Below are 19,347 nucleotides of genomic sequence, written 5' to 3'. Positions count from 1 at the left end.
CAAACAGTGAAATGCTTGCTATGATGCGCACCTGTTCAAGAACGGAAGCGTGGCTGAGTGGTTTAAGGCAGCGGTCTTGAAAACCGTCGAGGATGTGAGTCCTCCCAGAGTTCGAATCTCTGCGCTTCCGCCAAATGAACACAATAATTAAGCTCTGACGCTGTCGGGGCTTTTTTATTCAGATACAAAATAAAGTACGGAAGCGTGGCTGAGTGGTTTAAGGCAGCGGTCTTGAAAACCGTCGAGGATGTGAGTCCTCCCAGAGTTCGAATCTCTGCGCTTCCGCCAAAAATTTAAAACCCACTGACTTGTCAGTGGGTTTTGTTTTTTCTAGCGCGGATTTTATTTCCCCCGCGTAATTACGCGCAAAATTGCGCTCAAGTTCACACATTTACCTTGCCGTGTTGAATTGCCTGATTGAATACTATGCCAGTCAGTTTAGCGGCCAATAGGTTAGCCATGATCCAGTTAAAAAACTTAAGTAAATCTTATCGTGTCGACGGCAAAGACATCCCTGCCCTCAAGCGCATTGATCTCAATATTGAGGCTGGCGAAATTTTTGGGGTGATTGGACATTCTGGCGCGGGTAAATCCACACTGATTCGGTTAATTAATTTACTCGAGCGTCCTAGTGGTGGCACTGTTTTACTCGATGACATCGACCTCACAACACTCTCAACCGCAGAACTGCGTTTAGAGCGGCAAAAAATTGGCATGATTTTCCAGCATTTCAATTTGCTGTCAGCCAAAACCGTTGCCAATAATATTGCCTTCCCCTTGCAAGTGGCTGGCCGACTCAATAAAACCCAAATCGAGCAGCGCGTTGCCGAATTGCTTGAGCTGGTTGGCTTAAGTGAGCACGCTGACAAATATCCAGCCCAGCTCTCTGGCGGACAAAAACAACGCGTCGGTATTGCCCGTGCTCTGGCCAATAATCCTAAATTATTGCTTTGTGACGAAGCCACTAGCGCACTTGATCCGCAAACTACGCAATCGGTCTTGCAGCTGTTATTAGAAATCAATCAAAAGCTCAATCTGACGATTGTTTTAATCACCCATGAAATGGATGTGATTCGCACCGTTTGCGATCGTGTTGCGGTGATTGATGGTGGCGAAATTGTCGAAATGGGGCCAGTAACCCAAGTCTTTTTGCACCCCAAACACCCCACGACACGTCGCTTTGTGTTTGAAAGCGAGCACGTTGACGAAAACAAACAATTTGAAGACTTTGCCCATGTGCCCGGCAAGATCGTTAGACTGACTTTCATTGGTGAATCAACGTATAAATCGCTACTTGGCGATATGGCGCGCGATTTTGGCATTGATTTTTCAATTTTGGCAGGCCGCATCGAGCGAATCAAAGGCACTGCGTGTGGTCAATTGACCCTGGCCTTTACCGGTGCCGACAGTGGCGTTGCCGCCGCCTTAGCGCGCTTTACTGCCGAAGGCATTGATTTTGAGGAGTTACGTGCATGCTAAATGAATTGATGAGCAATATCGATTGGAGCGAAATTGGCTACGCCACGCTAGATACCTTATCCATGCTCGGTGGCTCGCTGCTGTTTACGCTCATTTTGGGCTTACCACTGGGCGTATTATTATTTTTAACCGCCAAACGCCAATTATTAGAGCAGCCTTATGTCTACGGCGTGCTGTCCTTTTTGGTCAATATTCTGCGCTCAGTGCCGTTTGTGATCTTACTGATCATTATGATCCCCTTCACCGTATTACTGACTGGCACATCACTCGGCGTTGCCGGTGCCATTCCGCCTTTGGTTGTGGGTGCAACGCCATTTTTTGCACGCTTGGTCGAAACCGCTTTACGTGAAGTGGATCGCGGCATTATTGAAGCCACGCAAGCCATGGGCGCTAATACACGGCAAATCGTGTTTAAAGCCTTACTCCCCGAAGCGATGCCCGGCATGATGGCTGCCGTTACCGTCACCGCGATTACTTTAGTGTCGTATGCGGCGATGTCGGGTGTAATTGGTGGTGGTGGCTTGGGTGATTTGGCGATTCGTTTTGGTTACCAGCGCTTTCAAACCGATGTGATGGTGGTCACCGTGGTCTTACTGCTGGTCTTGGTGCAAGTTTTGCAAATGATCGGCGATCGCCTAGTGATTCATTTTAGTCGCAAATAAGCTGCGCTTGAATTAGTAAAGAACAAACCGTTCTATAAACTTCATCGCAAATAACTTACAATGATTTTCATCTTGTGCCGCAGCGGAAAACCCTTATCCCACGGCACAACTAAACACTGCACAATCTATCTGTAAGTTTAATTTCTACGCTTGGATGCTAAAGATGAAAAAAACACTCACTGCTATTGCCCTTGCCACGCTGGCTTTTACTGCGCACGCTGCTGACAAACTCTCGATTGGTGCTACTGCAGTACCACACGCTGAAATTCTCGAGTTTGTTAAACCAACACTGGCCAAACAAGGCGTTGACTTAGAAATTAAAGTCTTCACTGACTATGTACAACCTAATGTGCAAGTAGCCGAGAAACGCCTAGATGGTAATTTCTTTCAACATCAGCCGTACTTGAATGAATTTAACAAAGGCAAAGGCACCAATCTAGTTAGTGTGGTCGGTGAACACATTGAGCCATTTGGCGCTTACTCAAAAAAAGTTAAAAAATTAGCTGACCTTAAAAATGGCGCGACCATTGCCATTCCAAATGATGCTACCAACGGCGGCCGGGCTTTACTCTTGCTCGACAAAGCTGGGGTGATCAAGCTGAAAGACAATAAAAACATTTTGGCGACCAGCAAAGACATCGTGCAAAACCCGAAAAAACTGAAAATTCGCGAGTTAGAAGCTGCCACCTTGCCACGTATTTTGGGTCAAGTTGATGTGGCTTTAATCAACACCAACTACGCACTTGAAGCCAAATTGAATCCACTTAAAGACGCTTTGATTATCGAAGGCAACGACTCACCGTATGTAAATATCTTGGTGGCGCGTCCGGATAATAAAGACAGTGCCGCCATGAAAAAACTCGGTGCTGCTTTGCATAGCCCAGAAACCAAGAAATTTATTTTAGAAAAATACCAAGGCGCAGTGATTCCAGCGTTTTAATTGGCCCTACGCCATCGGGCAAAGTGCCTAGATATCAATGGCGGTATTGATTAAAATAAACCACAAAGAGGTAAAGCTACGCTTTACCTCTTTTTCCATTGTTTAAACCCAAGGCTTATTGTGATATCGCCGCTGCTGCGTAAACATGCGTATTTCGCGCTATGGGCTTTTTTGGCCAGTCTTATTGCGCTCGATTTTGTTGGCGTGCAATTTGGCCAAATCGCCGATCAACGTTTTGGTGATGTATTACAACGCCAATTAGCCAGCGCGCGCCCTGCGCATTCCGACATTGTCGTGGTCAATATCGACCAAAAAAGTCTGGAAGATCTCGCCGCCGATGCCGGTCGTTGGCCGTGGCCACGCTCGATTCATGCCGAACTAATTCATTACATCGCCGCACAAAAACCACAAGCCATCGTTTTCGATTTATTGTTTAACGAGCGCGATGTATTTCGTCCGGAACATGATGAAGCCTTACGCGCTGCCGCCCAACAAGAAAACAAGGTTTATTTTCCCTATCTCACTTTAAGTGATGGCGAAGCGACGCCGATCAAAGACCTACCTACGCAACTGGGTATATTGCCACAACCCATATTTGATAAAGACGCCAAGGCAATACTACTACTACCTTGGGTACTTAACCCCGAGCAATGGCAAGGTGGCACCATTAATTTTAATGCCGATAGTGATGGCATTGGTCGTCACTATTCGATTTATCACGATATCGCTGGTTGGCAAATCCCATCACTACCTGCGCGCTTAGCGCGAGATTTTAATTGGCCCCTGCCCCAAGCTGAGCGCATGCGAATTCATTGGCAAACACAGCGCCAACATATTTCCTATTCCGATCTTTATCAGGCTGCCAATCTCGAGCATTCAAACCGCTCGATGAATGAATTTACCGACAAAATCGTGATCATCGGCACCGCTGCGCCGGGCCTACAAGATTTACGCCCAACCACGATGGGGCCGCTCTATCCTGGCGTGGATATTTTGGCCACGGCCATCGACAACCTGAAATACCAAGATTGGTTGATCGAATCGCCACGCGCACCGTATGGTTTACTCGCCCTATTGCTTTGCGGCCTACTCGCTTGGGGATTTACACGCGGCATCAATACCATGCGCTTAGCGCTCGCCTTGATCTTAAGCAGCGGCTTAACGCTCGGCTTGATGTGGTTGGGATTGACCCACAATTATTATTTGCCGCTGATCTCCTCCTTATTGTGGGCTTGGGCTTATTTTTGGCTGGCGGCACTGATCGCGTATTGGGCGGAAAAAAACTCGCGTGAGCATGCCGTGGCGCTGTTTTCTCGATTTTTGGACGCGCGCGTCGTCAAGCAACTGATTGCCAGTGGCGATATCGATTTAGGCCAAGTGGCCCAATCAAGAGACATCACCGTACTGTTTTCTGATATTCGAGGCTTTACTTCCTTATCCGAAAAACACGATCCAGCGGCAGTAGTGCAATTACTCAATCAATACTTTACCTTGCAAGTGGAGATTATTTTTAAGCATGGCGGCACGCTAGATAAATTTATTGGTGACGCCATCATGGCCTTTTGGGGTGCGCCGGCCAACGATACAGAACATGCTCGCCATGCCGTAGCCGCCGCGCTAGAAATGTCGGCGGCGCTGGACACCTTTAAACAGCAATTAAGCGATATCGAACATTTTGAAATCGGCATTGGCCTACACACAGGCCCCGCCGTGGTTGGCCTGATTGGCTCGGCATCGCGCTTGGATTACACGGCGATTGGCGATACAGTGAATCTAGCCTCTCGAATCGAAGGGCTCACCAAAGGCTGTGCGCGAATTTTAGTCTCCGATGCGACGCGCGCGGCGTGTGAAGCCAGCGCCGCACCCTTTGAATTTATTGGCCACGGCCAGCATCCGGTCAAAGGCCGTGAGCAAAACGTTTTATTATTTGAACCCAAGGAGAAAGCACTTTGAAGCCTCTCGTTTGCGCCCTGCTCTTACTGATCGCTCAGTCTGCCCTCGCCGATAGCGGTACCGTCATTCGCAATAGTGATTTACGTGAAAAGCCATTTTCCGACTCACGCAGCATTGCCACTTTAAGTAGCAATAGCAAAATTGAGATCCAAAAAAATCAAGGCACGTGGATGCAGGTTAAAACCCCTCAAGGACAAGTTGGCTGGATTAAACTGCTTAATGTTCGTACCCAATCAGGAACGCGCAATAATGGCCTCGCCACCCTCGGCAATGTGATCAAAACCGGTTCGTCAGGACAAACCGTGACCACCGGCGTGAAAGGACTGTCTGCCGAACAAATCCAAACCGCTGAGCCGAATATGGCTGAAGTCAATAAAATGGAAAGCTATTCAAGCTCCAATTCAGAAGCCAGCCGACTCGCCAGACAAGCCCAGCTCAGCCCGAAAAAAGTAGCCCCGCTGAGCAATAGCAACACCAACGTCAATACGCCAAATAACGGGAGACGTCCATGATCCGCCGCCTATGCCTTAGCTTGGTCGCCGCTGGCGCGCTCAGCGCCCCAGCACACGCTTTTGATTTAAACGAGTTGAGTAAATACCTCACGCCAGAAAACATCGAATCGGCGACCAAAATCATTAATAACACGGTTGAAGCCAACCAAGTGGTCGGTCCGCGCCAAGAAGTCATCATGGGCCAAAATGTGATGGCCACCTTGCTGGGCGCCGCGCCGTTAGTCAAAGATGCCGCGCTGCAACGATACGTCAACCAAGTGGGCACTTGGATTGCTTCGCAATCGGCGCAGCCTCAGCTCAATTGGCATTTTGGCGTGATTGATAGCCCCAATATCAATGCCTTTGCTGCACCCGGCGGTTATGTGTTGATTACCCGTGGTTTGTGGAATCAATTGCGTAGCGAGGCGGAGCTGGCGGCGATTTTGGCGCATGAAATCAGTCATGTGATCAATAAAGACCAAATCGAAGCGATGAAAAGCAGCAATCGCGGCGCAATTACCGAAGAGCTCATCACCGCCGTACTCAATCACAAAGTCCAAGGCGAGCGGCTGGATCTCGCTAAAAAAGCCACTAAAGCGGCCACTGAAGGGCTGTATATCAAAGGGCTGTCCAAAGACACCGAATATGCGGCCGATCTCAACGGCATGCTGCTAGCGGCACGCGCCGGCTACAACCCTTATGCCATGGTGAGCATGCTGCAAACCTTAGGTAATGTCAGCCCGAATGATAGTGCGGTAGCGCTGTTTTTTAGCACTCATCCTAGCCCGCAAGATCGAATTGATCAGATCGACAGGAAGATCGGTGATCAACTCGAAGCCTATGCCAATGGCGTGGATAACACCGCTCGATTTAGCAAAATTTCTCGCTAAGTTTCTAGATATTTAGTATCCAGCCGCGCTAGCGTGCTTGGTAAAAATTGACGGCCGTGCACCGTGGCGCGGCCGTATAATTACCCCCTGCCCTGAAGGCTTCACTCGGAGTTTGTATGTCTGCATTGATTAACGCTTGCACTACCCGCCGCGCCAACCTCGCCGCTCGTTTAGAACCCGGCATTGTCATCGTACCGAGCAGCCAAGAAATTCTTCGCAATGCCGACAGCCATTACCCATTTCGCTTTGATTCAGGCTTTTACTATTTAACTGGCTTTACTGAGCCCGATGCAGTTTTGGTGCAAGTCATCAGTAAAGATCAAGTGCAAAATATCCTGTTCTGCCGCGCCAAAGACATTGAGCGCGAAATCTGGGATGGTTACCGCTTTGGCCCAGCCGCCGCTGCCGAGCAGTTCGGTTTTGATGCCGCCTACCCCATCGAAGAGCTGGATATGCGGATGGCAAAACTCATCCAAAATCAGCCGCGCATCTATTACCCACTGGCCAAAGAAATGCGCTGGGATCGCCGTATCAATCGCTGGTTGAGCGATGTGCGTGGCCTCGCGCGCACTGGTGTCAGCGCGCCGACAATGATGCTTGATGTACGCGCTACGCTGGATGAAATGCGCTTAATCAAAGATGCTTATGAAGTAGGTATCTTGCGCCAAGCAGCTAAAATAAACACTCAGGCGCATATACGTGCCATGCAATTTGCCAAGCCTGGGCAAATGGAATATCAAGTCGAAGCCGAAATCTTGCACGATTATTATCGCCAAGGCAGCCGCTCTCCGGCATATAACAGCATCGTCGCCAGCGGCGCCAATAGCTGTGTACTGCATTACGGCGAAAACAATGCCCGCATGAATGACGGCGATTTATTGCTGATCGACGCCGGTTGCGAAGTGGCCGGCTACGCCAGCGACATCACCCGCACTTTCCCAGTCAACGGTACATTCACGCCAGCACAACGCGCCGTGTACGAAATCACCCTCGCCGCGCAAGAAGCCGCCTTGGCAACGATTTACGCGGGCAGCACTTGGAATGCACCGCATGACGCCGCCACCCGCGTGCTGGCGCAAGGCATGCTCGACTTGAATTTGCTCAAGGGCTCGCTCGATGAAGTCCTTGAAACAGAAAGCTATAAGCAATTTTATATGCACCGCACTGGCCACTGGATGGGCTTGGACGTACACGATTGTGGCGCGTATAAAATCGATGGTGAATGGCGCAAACTAGCAGCGGGCATGGTGCTAACGGTTGAACCGGGCTTTTATATTCGCCCCGCCGCCAATGTACCGAAAGAGTTCGAAAACATCGGCATTCGTATCGAAGACGATGTACTGGTGACTGCTGACGGTTATGAAAATCTCACCGCAGCCTGCCCCAAAACCATCGCCGACATTGAAGAGATCATGGCAAAATAAACCGCACAGCCAGCCTAAGCGTTAGCTCAAGCACTTAGGCTGGTCTGCTGCGGCAATCCATGCTGTTTACCACCACTGCTTTCTATTTTTCGCGGTAAAAAAGAGCCACAAAACCGCTTTAGGAATCTCATGCTGATCAGCAAACTTCCACCGCACGTTGACATAGTCATCGTTGGCGGCGGCCCAGTGGGTGCCTTACTCGCTCAGCGCCTTTACGCCAGCGGGCATGATGCGCTATTGGTTGAAGCCAAATCATCGATTGGCAATGATCCACGCGCCTTAGCGATTGCCTATGCCAGCCAACAAAGTTTGGCCGCCAGCCAGCTGTGGGCCGACTCACTTGCCGCAACGCCGATTACCCAAGTGCACGTTTCGCAAGCGGGGACTTTAGGTCGTACCGTGCTCAATGCCGATGAGCTGGACTTGCCGATGCTCGGCAGCGTGGTGAAATACCAAAATCTGGCGCAATACGCGCTCGATCAACTCAGCACTGGCCCCGCTCGTTTGGCGCTCGCCAGCAAAGTCACCCACATTCAGCGCTTGGCGCGCTTTGCGCAACTGACTTTAGCTACCCCCAGCGGTGAGCAAAAAATATCCTGCCGCTTGGTGATCTTGGCCGATGGTGGGCAGTTACTTAATCAACTGCCGGAAATTCGCCAAACGATTAAATCCTACGAGCAGCATGCGGTGCTTGCCACACTGACACCCAAGCAGCCGCACAAGGGTATTGCCTTTGAGCGCTTTGCCGATGATGGCCCGCTGGCATTACTCCCTACCGGTAATGACTACACCTTAGTGTGGACGCAAACACCGGAACAAGCGGCTGCGCGTTTAACGCTATCTGATGCCGATTTTATTGCCGAAGTCGAACAACGTTTTGCCGACCGTGTCGCTGGATTTGCTGCGGTGACCGGCCGCGCTAGCTGGCCGCTGGCATTAAAAACCGTCAATTCGGTGGTCGGCCAGCGCGTGGTACTGATTGGCAATGCCGCGCAAACGCTGCATCCGGTTGCTGGGCAAGGCTTAAATTTAGGTTTACGTGATGCCACCACGCTTGCCGACGTATTGGCCGCCACGCCAGCGCGAGAACTGGGCGAAGCGGCCAGTTTGGCGCGCTACGCCAAGTTGCGTTCGCGCGATGCGGGTCTGGTGACTGTCGTCACCGATCAATTGATTACGCTATTTGATTCTTCATCCTTGCCGCTCAAACATGCGCGCAGTTTAGGCTTATTGGCCATGGACCAATGCGCGTGGCTGCGCCGTGGTTTTGCCGAGCGCATGGTATACGGCGCGCGCTAAGCAAAAATCCACCGCGCAAACGGGACTGAAACAAGCCGACGCAGAGGCGCAGAGCAAATCACAGCTTTAATCACCGTAATGCTATCGGTTTAAATTCTGAATTTGCTTTTCTCTGCGTCTCAGCGTCTCTGCGTCAAAGCGTTTTTCTAAGTGAACCGCATGACTGCCCAAACGGTAGATTTTTGCTCGCAACCTCAGCATCAGGCCAATGAGACTGGATCAACCTACCTCTGCCGTACCATGACAAGCACAAGCGCCCTGCGCCGCTGCGCCGGTTGATGAAGCGTCAAACACCAAGGTTTGCCCGGCCGCAATTGCCGCTCGCGCTTGCTGCGTCGCCAGTAGCATATTATTTAATGCTGCCTCAGTCTCTGGCCAGCCGCGTGTTTTTAAACCGCAGTCAGGGTTAATCCATAAGCGTTCTGCCGGCACCACTTCTAGCGCTTTGGCGATTAAACGCAGCATTTCATTGACTGACGCCACGCGTGGGCTGTGAATATCGTAAACCCCCGGGCCAATTTCATTTGGATACTGAAAGCTGCCAAATGCCTCGAGTAGCTTCATGTCGGAGCGGCTGGTTTCGATGGTAATCACATCGGCATCCATCGCCGCGATCTCCGGCAAAATATCGTTAAATTCCGAATAGCACATATGGGTGTGAATTTGCGTGGCATTGCCCACGCCGGAAGCCGACACGCGAAACGCTTGACCAGCCCAAGCCAAATAACTGGCCCATTGGGATTTTTTTAGCGGCAAACCTTCGCGGAACGCCGGCTCGTCAATTTGGATCATTCCAATGCCAGCCGCTTCTAGGTCTTGCACTTCATCGCGAATCGCCAAGGCAATTTGTTGGCACGTTAAGGCGCGTGGCTGATCATCGCGCACAAACGACCATTGCAAAATCGTCACCGGCCCGGTCAACATGCCCTTCATCGGTTTGTCAGTCAGGCTTTGCGCGTAAGTCGACCACGCTACGGTCATTGCTTGCGGGCGGCTCACGTCACCAAACAAAATCGGCGGTTTCACGCAGCGGCTACCGTAGCTTTGCACCCACGCCAATTGCGTAAAGGCAAAGCCGGCCAATTGTTCACCAAAATATTCAACCATATCATTGCGCTCGGCTTCACCATGCACCAACACATCAATGCCCAGCGCGTCTTGTTTTTGCACTGCCAAAGCGATTTCGGCCTGCATCGCCAATTCATAATCGGCAGCGCTTAACTTGCCTTGTTTAAACGCAGCGCGAGCGGCACGAATCTGGCTGGTTTGTGGGAAAGAACCAATGGTGGTGGTGGGTAATGGCGGTAAATGAAAGCGCTGTTGCTGCGCCGATTGGCGCTCAGCAAATGGCGCGTGGCGTTGATCAAATTGCGGCGGTAAATTGGCCAAACGCTCAGCAACCGCCGGATTATGAATCCGCGTCGAGGCGCGGCGCGCGGCTTGTGAAAATGCATTCAGCGCTAAAATATCGGCCACATCGCTGCCATTAATGGCTTTTTTGAGCACTTTAAGCTCGGCTAATTTTTGCTTGGCAAACGCTAGCCATGATTTTAATTCGGCATCGAGCTGGGTTTCTTGTTCTAAATCGACTGGGCAATGCAGCAAGGAGCATGATGGCGCCAACCAGAGGTATCCGCCTAGCGCCTTTGCTGGCTCAGCAATAGCGGCCAATACCTGATTTAAATCGCTGGCCCAAATATTGCGGCCATCAATCACCCCCAAAGACAGCACTTTATTTTTGGGCCAAATCGCCGTAAACGCCGCCAATTGCGCCGGTGCGCGCACCAAATCCAAATGCACGCCAGCCACCGGTAAATCCGCCAGCAATTGCGCATGCGACTCAACCGAATCGAAATACGTCGCCAATAAAATTTGCGTGCCTTTGCCAGCCAGCATTTGATACGTTGGCGCAAATGCTGCCTGCCATTCTAACGGCAGCTCTAAAGCTAAAATCGGCTCATCGAGCTGTAATAAGCGCACGCCTTTGGCCGATAGCTTTTCAATAATGGCGGTATAGCGCGCTAGCAATTTAGGCAAAAGGTCTAGCTTGTTATACCCGTCTTTCGCTTTGGCTAACCACAAAAAGGTCAAGGGGCCGGGCAACACCGCTTTCACTGCGTGGCCTTGGGTTTGCGCGTCTTCAATTTCATGAAAAAACCATTCAACACCGCCATCAAAGGTGCTCTCGCTTGAGAGCTCAGGCACCAAATAATGGTAATTGGTATCAAAATACTTGGTCATTTCTAGTGCCGGCTGCTCGGCGTTGCCGCGAGCCAAAGCAAAATACTGGCTTAAACTCAGGCGCTTGGCATCAAAAGCAAAGCGCTCGGGCAAGCAGCCCAATAAAGCCGCGGTACTTAAAATCTGATCGTACCAAGCAAAATCGCCCACGCTGACCCAATCGAGATCGGCTTCGCTTTGCCAAGCCCAATGACGGCGACGCAAGGTCTGGCCGACTTTGACTAATTCGGCTTCAGAGATTTCGTCGCGCCAAAATTTTTCTAGCGCAAATTTCAATTCGCGCTGTGCCCCAATACGCGGAAATCCTAAAATATGCGCCTTAGCAGTATGAGTCGTAGTCATCACAAACACCTCTTTCTATGAATAGTATTTGCATCATACGGCGCAGCTGATTATGATTACAGCTCATTATTTTCACACCAGCCATGAGAAATACTAATGCAGTCACTCCTCGAATTGCGTCACCTCAAAACCATTCTTGCAATTCAAGACAGCGGCAGCTTAACGCGCGCTGCTGAGCGGCTGCATTTAACCCAATCGGCTTTATCGCACCAAGTGCGTTTACTTGAAGACCATTACGGCCTGCCGCTATTTGCGCGTAAATCAACGCCACTTAAACTCACCGCCGCCGGTGAAAAACTGGCTTTATTAGCACAAACGGTGTTGCCAACCATTGCCAGCACCGAGCGCGATATTGCCCGTTTACGCGAAGGGCAAGCTGGGCAATTGCGCATCGCGGTCGAATGCCACACCTGTTTTGATTGGTTAATGCCGGCGATGGACCAATTTCGCCAACATTGGCCTGAGGTTGAGCTCGATATCGTCTCGGGCTTTCATGCCGATCCGGTACAGCTGTTATTTGAAGATCGCGCCGATTTGGCGATTGTGTCGGAAGTCGAGCCGCAAGTTGGCTTAAGCCATTTGCCGCTCTTTAGCTACGACATGGTGGCGCTACTGGCAAGCGATCATGCGCTGGCCAATAAACCGTATTTAGACGCCGAAGATTTTGCCAATGAAACGCTGATTACTTATCCCGTGCCCGATGAAATGCTCGATTTACTGCGAAAAGTACTCAAACCGGCAGGCATCAACCCCAAACGCCGCCCAACTGAACTCACCGTGGCAATGCTGCAATTGGTCGCTAGCCGCCGCGGCATTGCGGCCTTGCCGCGCTGGAGTGTGCAACATTATTTAGAGCGCGGTTATGTCGTCGCCAAACCGATTACCCAGCAAGGGCTGACGTCAGAACTCTATGCCGCCATGCCCAGCGAGCGTAGTCATAGCGTGTATTTAGCTGATTTTGTGGAAATTATGCGCAGCGTAAGTGTGCAAACCTTGCCTGGCGTGAGTCTGCTTTAAGCTGCTTTAAGCTGCGATAAACTGCGGATGTACACCGAGTCAAATCTGCCGTAGGGCGACAATGAGCGCAGCGAATTGCGCCGAATTACCGTAAATAAACATCACAACGGCGCGATTCGCGTAGCTTTCAGCACCCTACAGTATTGCGCCGTAAGCGGTGAGGCTTGCTAAGCCCAACAATCGCGGTAAACGTTGGGCTGCATTTCATTTAGCCCAAACTACGCACTCATGCTGAAAACGTAAGTTGGCAAAAATTTTCAACTCGTATTATTTCACCTAGTTTGCGTGTATCAAGGGTGAATTCGTATTCGCCTAAGTAGACTGAGTGTTTTGAAGGGGCTGCAATAATTGAAGATGCTGGGGCAGTGGTCTTAAGAAGTGTGCCGCCGCTATGAATTGCGTTCAAGCCCCTACCAAACATGCGGGCAATTTCTTCCCTGCTGCTCCATGCTGTCCCGATCTTGTTGTTATCGAACCTATGAATGTTTTCACCACGGTATAGCGTTATTGGAGAACGATCTTTGTAGGGGGGAAGCCAAACCCATAGCACGTCAATCAATAGATCGTCATTGCCTATTAGCTCTCGGATGTAGTGATGTGATATGTGCCAGTTTGTATGGAAAGTTTTGGCCATCTCGAGATTTTCTGGTGGGCAATTTAGTAGCTCTCTAAATAAATTTCGCCATGCGAGTTGATGCTTCGTAAAGTTTTTACTGTTCAATATCGAACCATATTCTTTACCGTCTAAAATATGTTTCAACAGTGGCGGATAATTTATGGCCGAATACGATTGTCCCGTCATCAGCTTTCCTTGTTAATTGAAGCTGTTATTGATCAGTGCGTAAGTTGGGCTAAATGAAATGCAGCCCAACGTTTACCGTGATTGTTGGGCTTCGCAAGCTCAGCGCCAACCTACCGTGCTGTCCCAATATTTGCCTTATTTTCTGCATTCATAGACAACGCTCTCATCATTTTCGTCTGGGGTAGCTGAGCCATCAAAAGCCTTTATTACACGAACTTTAAATCCACAACTTTTGAGAATTTCAGTTAACTCATGCTGATCGTAAATTCTGACTTTCAATTCTTCAATTTCTGTATGAATAATGCTGTTGTTGTGGATTAGTTCGTATTTGTCGATCGAATTGCAAACATTGTCCTTCATGGTGGCTAATGAACTTAGCATGATCATCTGACCATTGGGTTTGTACCATACAGAGCCACGCCATACATCAAGTGGTGGCACAGCTTTAAGAGTTTCACCTTCAAACAATAAAACACCATCATCGCTTAGATGATGATGAAGTGTTTTAAGTGCTGATTTCACTGCTGCAGGATCAATAATTAAACAAAAAGACCCACTAGGAATAAAAATCAAATTGTATTTTTCTGGAAGTTTTAAATCTTCAACAAAGCCTTTCCATACCGTAGCATCAAGATTTTTAGTTTTGGCTTTAGCATGCAAGACTTTAAGCATATGGTCGCTGGCGTCAAAGCCATGCACATTGAAGCCTTCTTCAAGTAAGGGCAGTAAAAATCGGCCTGTACCACACATCGGCTCTAAAATAGGACCGTTCGCTCTCATGGCATAGTCACGATAAAAAGCATATGCATCTTCCGGTGGGTTTGGCTTGCTTAATTCGTAAACCTCTGTACAAAGGCTGAGGTAGGTGTTGAGGGTTTTTATATCTGAATCTTTATCCATAAAATTTATTTCTCATGTTATTAAAACCTTTAGGGTTTTGGTTACTATCTATAAAATCAATTATTTCTCTAGCAACATATATCATCAACTTTGATCATGCCGTCATTAGCCTCTGCTGATATTTAATTTGCAAAGCTAAGCCTAAAAACAATAACACCAAGGCCCATATTGTTAAGTAACTTAAGCTAACTTCGCTAGGCGCGTGATAATGCTCAAAGTGCGCAGGTTGGGCTAAATGAAATGCAGCCCAACGTTTACCGCGATTGTTGGGCTGCGCAAGCTCAGGACCAACCTACAAAAACCTTCTACCCAGAGCCTACAGCGGCTTATTCCCCAGTCGTTCCAACCGAGCATTAGCCCTAGTTTGCTGGTGGCGAGATTGGTCAGCGTACTTGCGAAAGTCGATCCGTTTGAGTGGATAAATCAAGTCAGACTTTGCACAAACTCGCCTAGCAAACCCAACGTCAACTGCCCCTAAGCAATCTCAAGCAATAACTTCCAATCTTCCGCTGGATTTAGCTGCTGCCAATCTTGTGGCGTATCGCTGGCTAAGGCCAATAAAACATTGGGTTTCACCTCCCACACTTGCAAATACCACGGATGTGCATCGGGGCTATGGCAAGTCCATTGGCCTTGCTCGAGCAACAAGACAAAGCGCGCTAAACCGCCAACAAGGCCCAGCCCCAAGGCTTTGAGCAAGGCTTCTTTGGCCACCCACAGGGTATAAAAAGCGCGCAACTGCGCTGCATCACTCAACGCGGCCAGCCACGCGGTTTCGCGTGGGTCGAAATATTGCTCGGCAATCGCCAAGCATTGCCGACGAGCGCGTATGGTTTCTAAATCAACGCCAACCCGCCCCTGCCCCAAGGCCGCCGCGCAAAAATTTTGCCCATGACTCCAAGATAATCCGGTCAAAAATGGCCAATCTTCCGCCACAGGACGGCCTTTATCGTCTTGGCTTAACGCCAATTGGCGGTGATTTTTGTGCAATAACTGCTGGGCTAAAGCGCGGGCGGATAAAAATTGGCCACGGCGGGCCTGATTTTGTATTTGCGATAAACGCGCCAATTGCAACGCATTCAATTGATCAATAGTGCTCGAAAAATCAGCCTCTGGATCGATAGACTGAAATTGAAAATATGAACTTAACACAGCTTAAATCCCAAACTTAAACAGAGCCATCAGCATGGCAACTAGCGGATTTTCCAGCAAAATATTGGCTGAATAATCCGCTGTAATCACCAGCAACCTTAAAGTTATTTAAGTTTAAATTGCACTCTAGATAATGAGCCCTGATCGGCAGCCAAATCGCTTTGAGTGGCATTAATTTTGGCTTGAGCAATAAATAATCGCGCACTATCCACCCCTGCCGCTTGTAATGCGGTTTTTACCTGCTGCGCGCGGCGCATGGCCAAAGCTTGCAATTGCTCATTGCTAATCACTGTATTGGCTAAAATGAGTTTCTCCATTTCAGCTGGTGGTAGTGATTTATTGAGCCCGAGTACATTTTTTGGCTTAGGGAATTTTTCGTTTTTATACACTTGCGTGAGCAGTGCATCACGCTCAGTGGCAGCAATCACGATATCGGAATCAGACTCTATCGATTCCGATTTTTCCCCGAGCTCAGCGGCTTTAATTGCCCGCATTTTTTTATTTAAATCTTGTAGCCGCAAACCGGCCGTATCACTCTCTAGGCTAGCCCAACCAATGATATCTAGATTTAAACTCGGTCTATCTAATAATGCTTGCGATAAATTGTTCACCACCAATTGCGCCTGCTCATTGAGCTGTGCACTACCCGAAGCAAAATCAATATGCGATAAACTCGGGCCATCGCTAAAGGCATCTGATAATGCATCAAAGGGTGAAGTCACCACTTTTTCAACCACATTCACAATCGCCTGCCAAATAATGCCACCCAAACTAAACTGCGGATCATTGAGTGAACCTTGAATCGGCAAGTTCAAATTAATTTGCCCTTTGCGATTGGTGAGTAAAGACAGCACAAATTTAACCGGCAATTTAGTTGCTGTCGCACTTTCAACGGCAGGCCCTAAAGTCAATTGATCTAAAAATATTTTATTACTGGCGGTTAATTTTTGGTTTTCAATCAAATACGATACATCCATCGACATTTTGCCTTTTTCGATGCCATATCCGGCGTACTTAATGGCAAATGCCGATGCATTGGTTAATTCATAACCTTTAACGCCACCTTTCAAATCAATAAATAATGTTTTAGACAAAGGATTCAAACTACCTTGAATCTCAACCGGCGCCACATAATCCATACTACCGCGCAAATTCAACGTAGCTCTATCGTTTTCATTACTCGACAAACCACCAATAACCCCACCCATTTGCGTTAAATTGGCAGAAAAATTCGGTTTAATAAATAAATCGGTATATTGAATTTGCCCATTATTCAGCGTTACTTTGTTGATTTTAATCGGAATATCTAGTCCGCTACTTTCTGCTAAGGTTTTTTCGGCCTCGATGGGCGCGCTGGCGGTCGCAGCGCTGCGCTCAGTGGTACGCTCGGTGGTCACAGAGACTTCGCCAGCATCTTTCACCATCACGTCTTGTAAATTTAGGCGACCATCGGCAGACAAAATCAAGCGCGAATAAAAGTCACTCAAAGCGATTTCATTGATATCAATATTCAGCGGTGATAACTGCGCTTTGATGCCACCAATATAAAAACTTTTCCATTTCAAAAAGTCATTGCCAGTTATTTTATCCAGCGCATACACATTATTTGCGCTCAAATTACCAGTATAAGATGCCGATAGTTTGGGCTCTACAGCCAAACGTAAATTACCTTTAGCGTTTAAAAAGCCACGCGCTAAAGAAATATTAACGTATTGATTAAAATACGGCTGGCCATACGCAGCATCAAAATTGGCTAAATCTAAATCTAAATTCGCTGAAAATGGTTGTGGCACCCATGAACCGGCTACTTTTATTTTAGCGCTGCGCCCACCTTGGGCCTGCAAATTCAGGGTGGATCGACTATTTGGCCGGCTATCGACATTGTTTAAATTCAACGCAATATTTTTCCAAACCAGCGGTTTACTATTGGCAATGCGCTGATCAATATATTCAACCTTCCAATCTTGCCATTGTCCGGATTGCAATAAAACAGACCATTCAGGCGTCTGTTTAGCTTGCGCTGGTTTTTTACCTTTGGATTCAGGCAGCAATTGCAAAAGATTAAGTTCACCATCTTTTTGCTGTAAAACGTTTAAATACCCATTTTTGCTGAGTAGATTGCCCACTTTAACGGCTTTAGTGGCTGAGTCGATACTGGCTTCAGTCAACTGCAATTGCGCAATGGTTAAGGCGGGTTTTTTGGCTTTCGCAGCGGTTAAAGTAAAGCGATCAATATCCAGCTGCAGATTTTTTAATGCATATTGCATTGGATCTGCCTGCAGCTCGAGTTCGGTGGCAAAACCAACTGTGGCGGCTAATTGTGCGGGTAATTGAGCTTGGTAATAGCCGGCATAATCAGCAATTTGAATCTGTGAAGCGTTTATTTTTCCGGATAATTTAAGCGGCGAGGCTGTCACTTGCAATTCTGCGGCCAAACTCGCCGCTTGCTGCGTTTTCGCGCTCAATTGCACAGAAAATGGGCTTTGGTTTTGATTTGAATAATTTTTAATATTCAAATCAATCGCTTGCAATGCAGTCTCTACTTTAGGGTTGACCGCTTGATCAAGCCAATGCAGCTGACTATCACTGACTTTTAACTCATTAAACGCCAATAAAGTCGATTTTTTTTCTGTGGGCTCTGCCGCCGCTTTTGCATTAGCCGTGTTTTCAGGGACTAACGTTTGCCAATTAAAAACGGCAGCCTGATTGCGCGACAATTGCACATCCAAACCACGTACATCAATCAAACCAAAACGATATTCTGCCAGCAGGGGTTTAATATTTTTCAGCTCAACCTTTAGCTGGTCGAGCGCAATAAAAGACTGGCTGTTTTGCGTAATCGCGGCTTGATTCAGCTGTAAATGACCATTAAATAATAAATCGGCACGATCTTTTTGCTGGCGAAACACCATCTCGACATCGGCACTTAATACCGCCGATGGCACCGCAATCCCCTGAGGAAATGGCGCATAAGCCAAAAATGGGGTCAGGTCTTGCTGATTGATTTTAAATTTTAGTAAGGTATCTAAACTATCTTCAAACGGTTTACTTTCTCCTTTTAATTCAAAGGGACGGCCATTAAATCGAGCAGACAGTTGTGGCTGAATATATTCGTTAATTCTTTGTGGTAATGTCGATAAAAATGGCAATGAAAAATTGAGCTGATCGAGTGTTTGATTTTCGCCAATCACCCGATCATCTAAGTGAATATCGCCACCAATAATGCGAATATTATTCAGCGAGAATCGTGGCAGCGGCTCATTGCTTTTAGTCGTTTGGGATTTTTTGGGGATTAAATCAGAAAAATTATAACGATCGGCAGCCAGACGAATGAGTGTTACTTTCGGCGTGTCTAAAGTAATGCTGCGCACCACGGGCGCCATTCGCCAGATTGAGCGCCATTCGGCATTCACTTGCAAAGATTTAAAGCTCACAAATGGACCATATTGGTCACGCACAGCAACATCACTTAAATCAAATTGCAGTGAATAAGGATTAATCGCCAATTCACCAATTGTAACTGGGCGGTGTAATATTTGGCTGGCTTCTTTTTCTAGCCACGGCCGCAGCAGCGGTGGTAATGCCCAATGCACCAATGCGCCCAATAATAAAATACTGGCCAGTACATATACTGCAAAACGAAACCAGCGCTGACGCTGAAAAAATGATTTAAGCATATATAGATTTAAATGAGATAGTCACAAAGAATTAGCGAATATTTTGCTTGTAAATAAGACCCTAGGCTGCGCATCATT

Annotated in this window: 14 protein-coding genes and 2 tRNA genes; 11 read left to right on the top strand and 5 right to left on the bottom strand. The window is 48.1% G+C overall.

Going from position 1 to position 19,347, the window contains the following annotated elements:
- Nucleotides 1-43 precede the first annotated feature (43 nt).
- From HQN60_RS08965 to HQN60_RS08920, 10 genes are all read left to right on the top strand, one after another.
- Nucleotides 44-133 (top strand) — tRNA-Ser (locus tag HQN60_RS08965).
- 65 nt (nucleotides 134-198) lie between these two features.
- Nucleotides 199-288 (top strand) — tRNA-Ser (locus tag HQN60_RS08960).
- A gap of 171 nt (nucleotides 289-459) precedes the next feature.
- Nucleotides 460-1,479: a methionine ABC transporter ATP-binding protein gene (locus HQN60_RS08955; RefSeq protein WP_173533325.1), complete on the top strand. Its 1,020-nt coding sequence runs from the start codon at nucleotides 460-462 to the stop codon at nucleotides 1,477-1,479.
- Nucleotides 1,473-2,141 carry a methionine ABC transporter permease gene (locus HQN60_RS08950; protein ID WP_173533324.1) on the top strand — a complete coding sequence of 223 codons (669 nt, stop codon included), beginning with the start codon at nucleotides 1,473-1,475 and terminating at the stop codon, nucleotides 2,139-2,141. Before HQN60_RS08955 ends, HQN60_RS08950 begins: the two co-directional genes overlap by 7 nt.
- Nucleotides 2,142-2,304: 163 nt before the next feature.
- On the top strand, nucleotides 2,305-3,081 hold the full coding sequence (locus HQN60_RS08945) for a MetQ/NlpA family ABC transporter substrate-binding protein (protein ID WP_173533323.1): 777 nt from the start codon (nucleotides 2,305-2,307) through the stop codon (nucleotides 3,079-3,081).
- Nucleotides 3,082-3,252: 171 nt separating this feature from the next.
- A complete protein-coding gene (locus HQN60_RS08940) occupies nucleotides 3,253-5,034 on the top strand; it encodes an adenylate/guanylate cyclase domain-containing protein (protein ID WP_173533322.1) in 1,782 nt (593 codons plus the stop codon).
- A complete protein-coding gene (locus HQN60_RS08935) occupies nucleotides 5,031-5,546 on the top strand; it encodes an SH3 domain-containing protein (RefSeq protein WP_173533321.1) in 516 nt (171 codons plus the stop codon). Before HQN60_RS08940 ends, HQN60_RS08935 begins: the two co-directional genes overlap by 4 nt.
- Nucleotides 5,543-6,415 carry a M48 family metalloprotease gene (locus HQN60_RS08930; protein WP_173533320.1) on the top strand — a complete coding sequence of 291 codons (873 nt, stop codon included), beginning with the start codon at nucleotides 5,543-5,545 and terminating at the stop codon, nucleotides 6,413-6,415. Before HQN60_RS08935 ends, HQN60_RS08930 begins: the two co-directional genes overlap by 4 nt.
- Before the next feature lie 116 nt (nucleotides 6,416-6,531).
- Nucleotides 6,532-7,839, top strand: coding sequence for a Xaa-Pro aminopeptidase (pepP, locus tag HQN60_RS08925; RefSeq protein ID WP_173533319.1), 1,308 nt, complete (start codon nucleotides 6,532-6,534; stop codon nucleotides 7,837-7,839).
- A 129-nt stretch (nucleotides 7,840-7,968) separates the two neighbouring features.
- Nucleotides 7,969-9,138: an FAD-dependent monooxygenase gene (locus HQN60_RS08920; protein ID WP_173533318.1), complete on the top strand. Its 1,170-nt coding sequence runs from the start codon at nucleotides 7,969-7,971 to the stop codon at nucleotides 9,136-9,138.
- A 219-nt stretch (nucleotides 9,139-9,357) separates the two neighbouring features.
- On the opposite strand, the gene metE is transcribed toward HQN60_RS08920, so the two are convergent.
- Complete coding sequence (gene metE / locus HQN60_RS08915) at nucleotides 9,358-11,721, bottom strand: 5-methyltetrahydropteroyltriglutamate--homocysteine S-methyltransferase (protein WP_173533317.1); 2,364 nt, start codon at nucleotides 11,719-11,721, stop codon at nucleotides 9,358-9,360.
- Between the two features lie 96 nt (nucleotides 11,722-11,817).
- Here metE and HQN60_RS08910 point away from each other — a divergent pair, with 96 nt between their 5' ends.
- Nucleotides 11,818-12,738: a LysR family transcriptional regulator gene (locus HQN60_RS08910; RefSeq protein ID WP_173533316.1), complete on the top strand. Its 921-nt coding sequence runs from the start codon at nucleotides 11,818-11,820 to the stop codon at nucleotides 12,736-12,738.
- Nucleotides 12,739-12,964: 226 nt separating this feature from the next.
- On the opposite strand, the gene HQN60_RS08905 is transcribed toward HQN60_RS08910, so the two are convergent.
- From HQN60_RS08905 to HQN60_RS08890, 4 genes are all read right to left on the bottom strand, one after another.
- Nucleotides 12,965-13,540 (bottom strand): hypothetical protein, encoded by a 576-nt coding sequence (locus HQN60_RS08905; RefSeq protein WP_173533315.1) that lies wholly within the window; start codon nucleotides 13,538-13,540, stop codon nucleotides 12,965-12,967.
- A gap of 135 nt (nucleotides 13,541-13,675) precedes the next feature.
- Nucleotides 13,676-14,440, bottom strand: coding sequence for a class I SAM-dependent methyltransferase (locus HQN60_RS08900; RefSeq protein WP_173533314.1), 765 nt, complete (start codon nucleotides 14,438-14,440; stop codon nucleotides 13,676-13,678).
- Between the two features lie 474 nt (nucleotides 14,441-14,914).
- Nucleotides 14,915-15,592, bottom strand: coding sequence for a 4'-phosphopantetheinyl transferase family protein (locus HQN60_RS08895; protein ID WP_217390077.1), 678 nt, complete (start codon nucleotides 15,590-15,592; stop codon nucleotides 14,915-14,917).
- Nucleotides 15,593-15,696: 104 nt separating this feature from the next.
- On the bottom strand, nucleotides 15,697-19,269 hold the full coding sequence (locus tag HQN60_RS08890) for a DUF748 domain-containing protein (RefSeq protein WP_173533313.1): 3,573 nt from the start codon (nucleotides 19,267-19,269) through the stop codon (nucleotides 15,697-15,699).
- Nucleotides 19,270-19,347: the final 78 nt, after the last annotated feature.

It is taken from the genome of Deefgea piscis, assembly GCF_013284055.1.
Taxonomy (GTDB): domain Bacteria; phylum Pseudomonadota; class Gammaproteobacteria; order Burkholderiales; family Chitinibacteraceae; genus Deefgea; species Deefgea piscis.
Note: the sequence above shows the minus strand (reverse complement) of the source record. Positions and strands in the feature narration are given on the sequence as shown.

What these genes read in the sequence shown, in the direction of transcription:
- HQN60_RS08930 (WP_173533320.1), top strand. Translation starts at nt 5,543, where the DNA reads ATGATCCGCCGCCTATGCCTTAGCTTGGTCGCCGCTGGCGCGCTCAGC.
- HQN60_RS08900 (WP_173533314.1), bottom strand. Translation starts at nt 14,440, where the DNA reads ATGGATAAAGATTCAGATATAAAAACCCTCAACACCTACCTCAGCCTT.
- pepP (WP_173533319.1), top strand. Translation starts at nt 6,532, where the DNA reads ATGTCTGCATTGATTAACGCTTGCACTACCCGCCGCGCCAACCTCGCC.
- HQN60_RS08955 (WP_173533325.1), top strand. Translation starts at nt 460, where the DNA reads ATGATCCAGTTAAAAAACTTAAGTAAATCTTATCGTGTCGACGGCAAA.
- metE (WP_173533317.1), bottom strand. Translation starts at nt 11,721, where the DNA reads ATGACTACGACTCATACTGCTAAGGCGCATATTTTAGGATTTCCGCGT.
- HQN60_RS08910 (WP_173533316.1), top strand. Translation starts at nt 11,818, where the DNA reads ATGCAGTCACTCCTCGAATTGCGTCACCTCAAAACCATTCTTGCAATT.
- HQN60_RS08920 (WP_173533318.1), top strand. Translation starts at nt 7,969, where the DNA reads ATGCTGATCAGCAAACTTCCACCGCACGTTGACATAGTCATCGTTGGC.
- HQN60_RS08945 (WP_173533323.1), top strand. Translation starts at nt 2,305, where the DNA reads ATGAAAAAAACACTCACTGCTATTGCCCTTGCCACGCTGGCTTTTACT.
- HQN60_RS08890 (WP_173533313.1), bottom strand. Translation starts at nt 19,269, where the DNA reads ATGCTTAAATCATTTTTTCAGCGTCAGCGCTGGTTTCGTTTTGCAGTA.
- HQN60_RS08950 (WP_173533324.1), top strand. Translation starts at nt 1,473, where the DNA reads ATGCTAAATGAATTGATGAGCAATATCGATTGGAGCGAAATTGGCTAC.
- HQN60_RS08905 (WP_173533315.1), bottom strand. Translation starts at nt 13,540, where the DNA reads ATGACGGGACAATCGTATTCGGCCATAAATTATCCGCCACTGTTGAAA.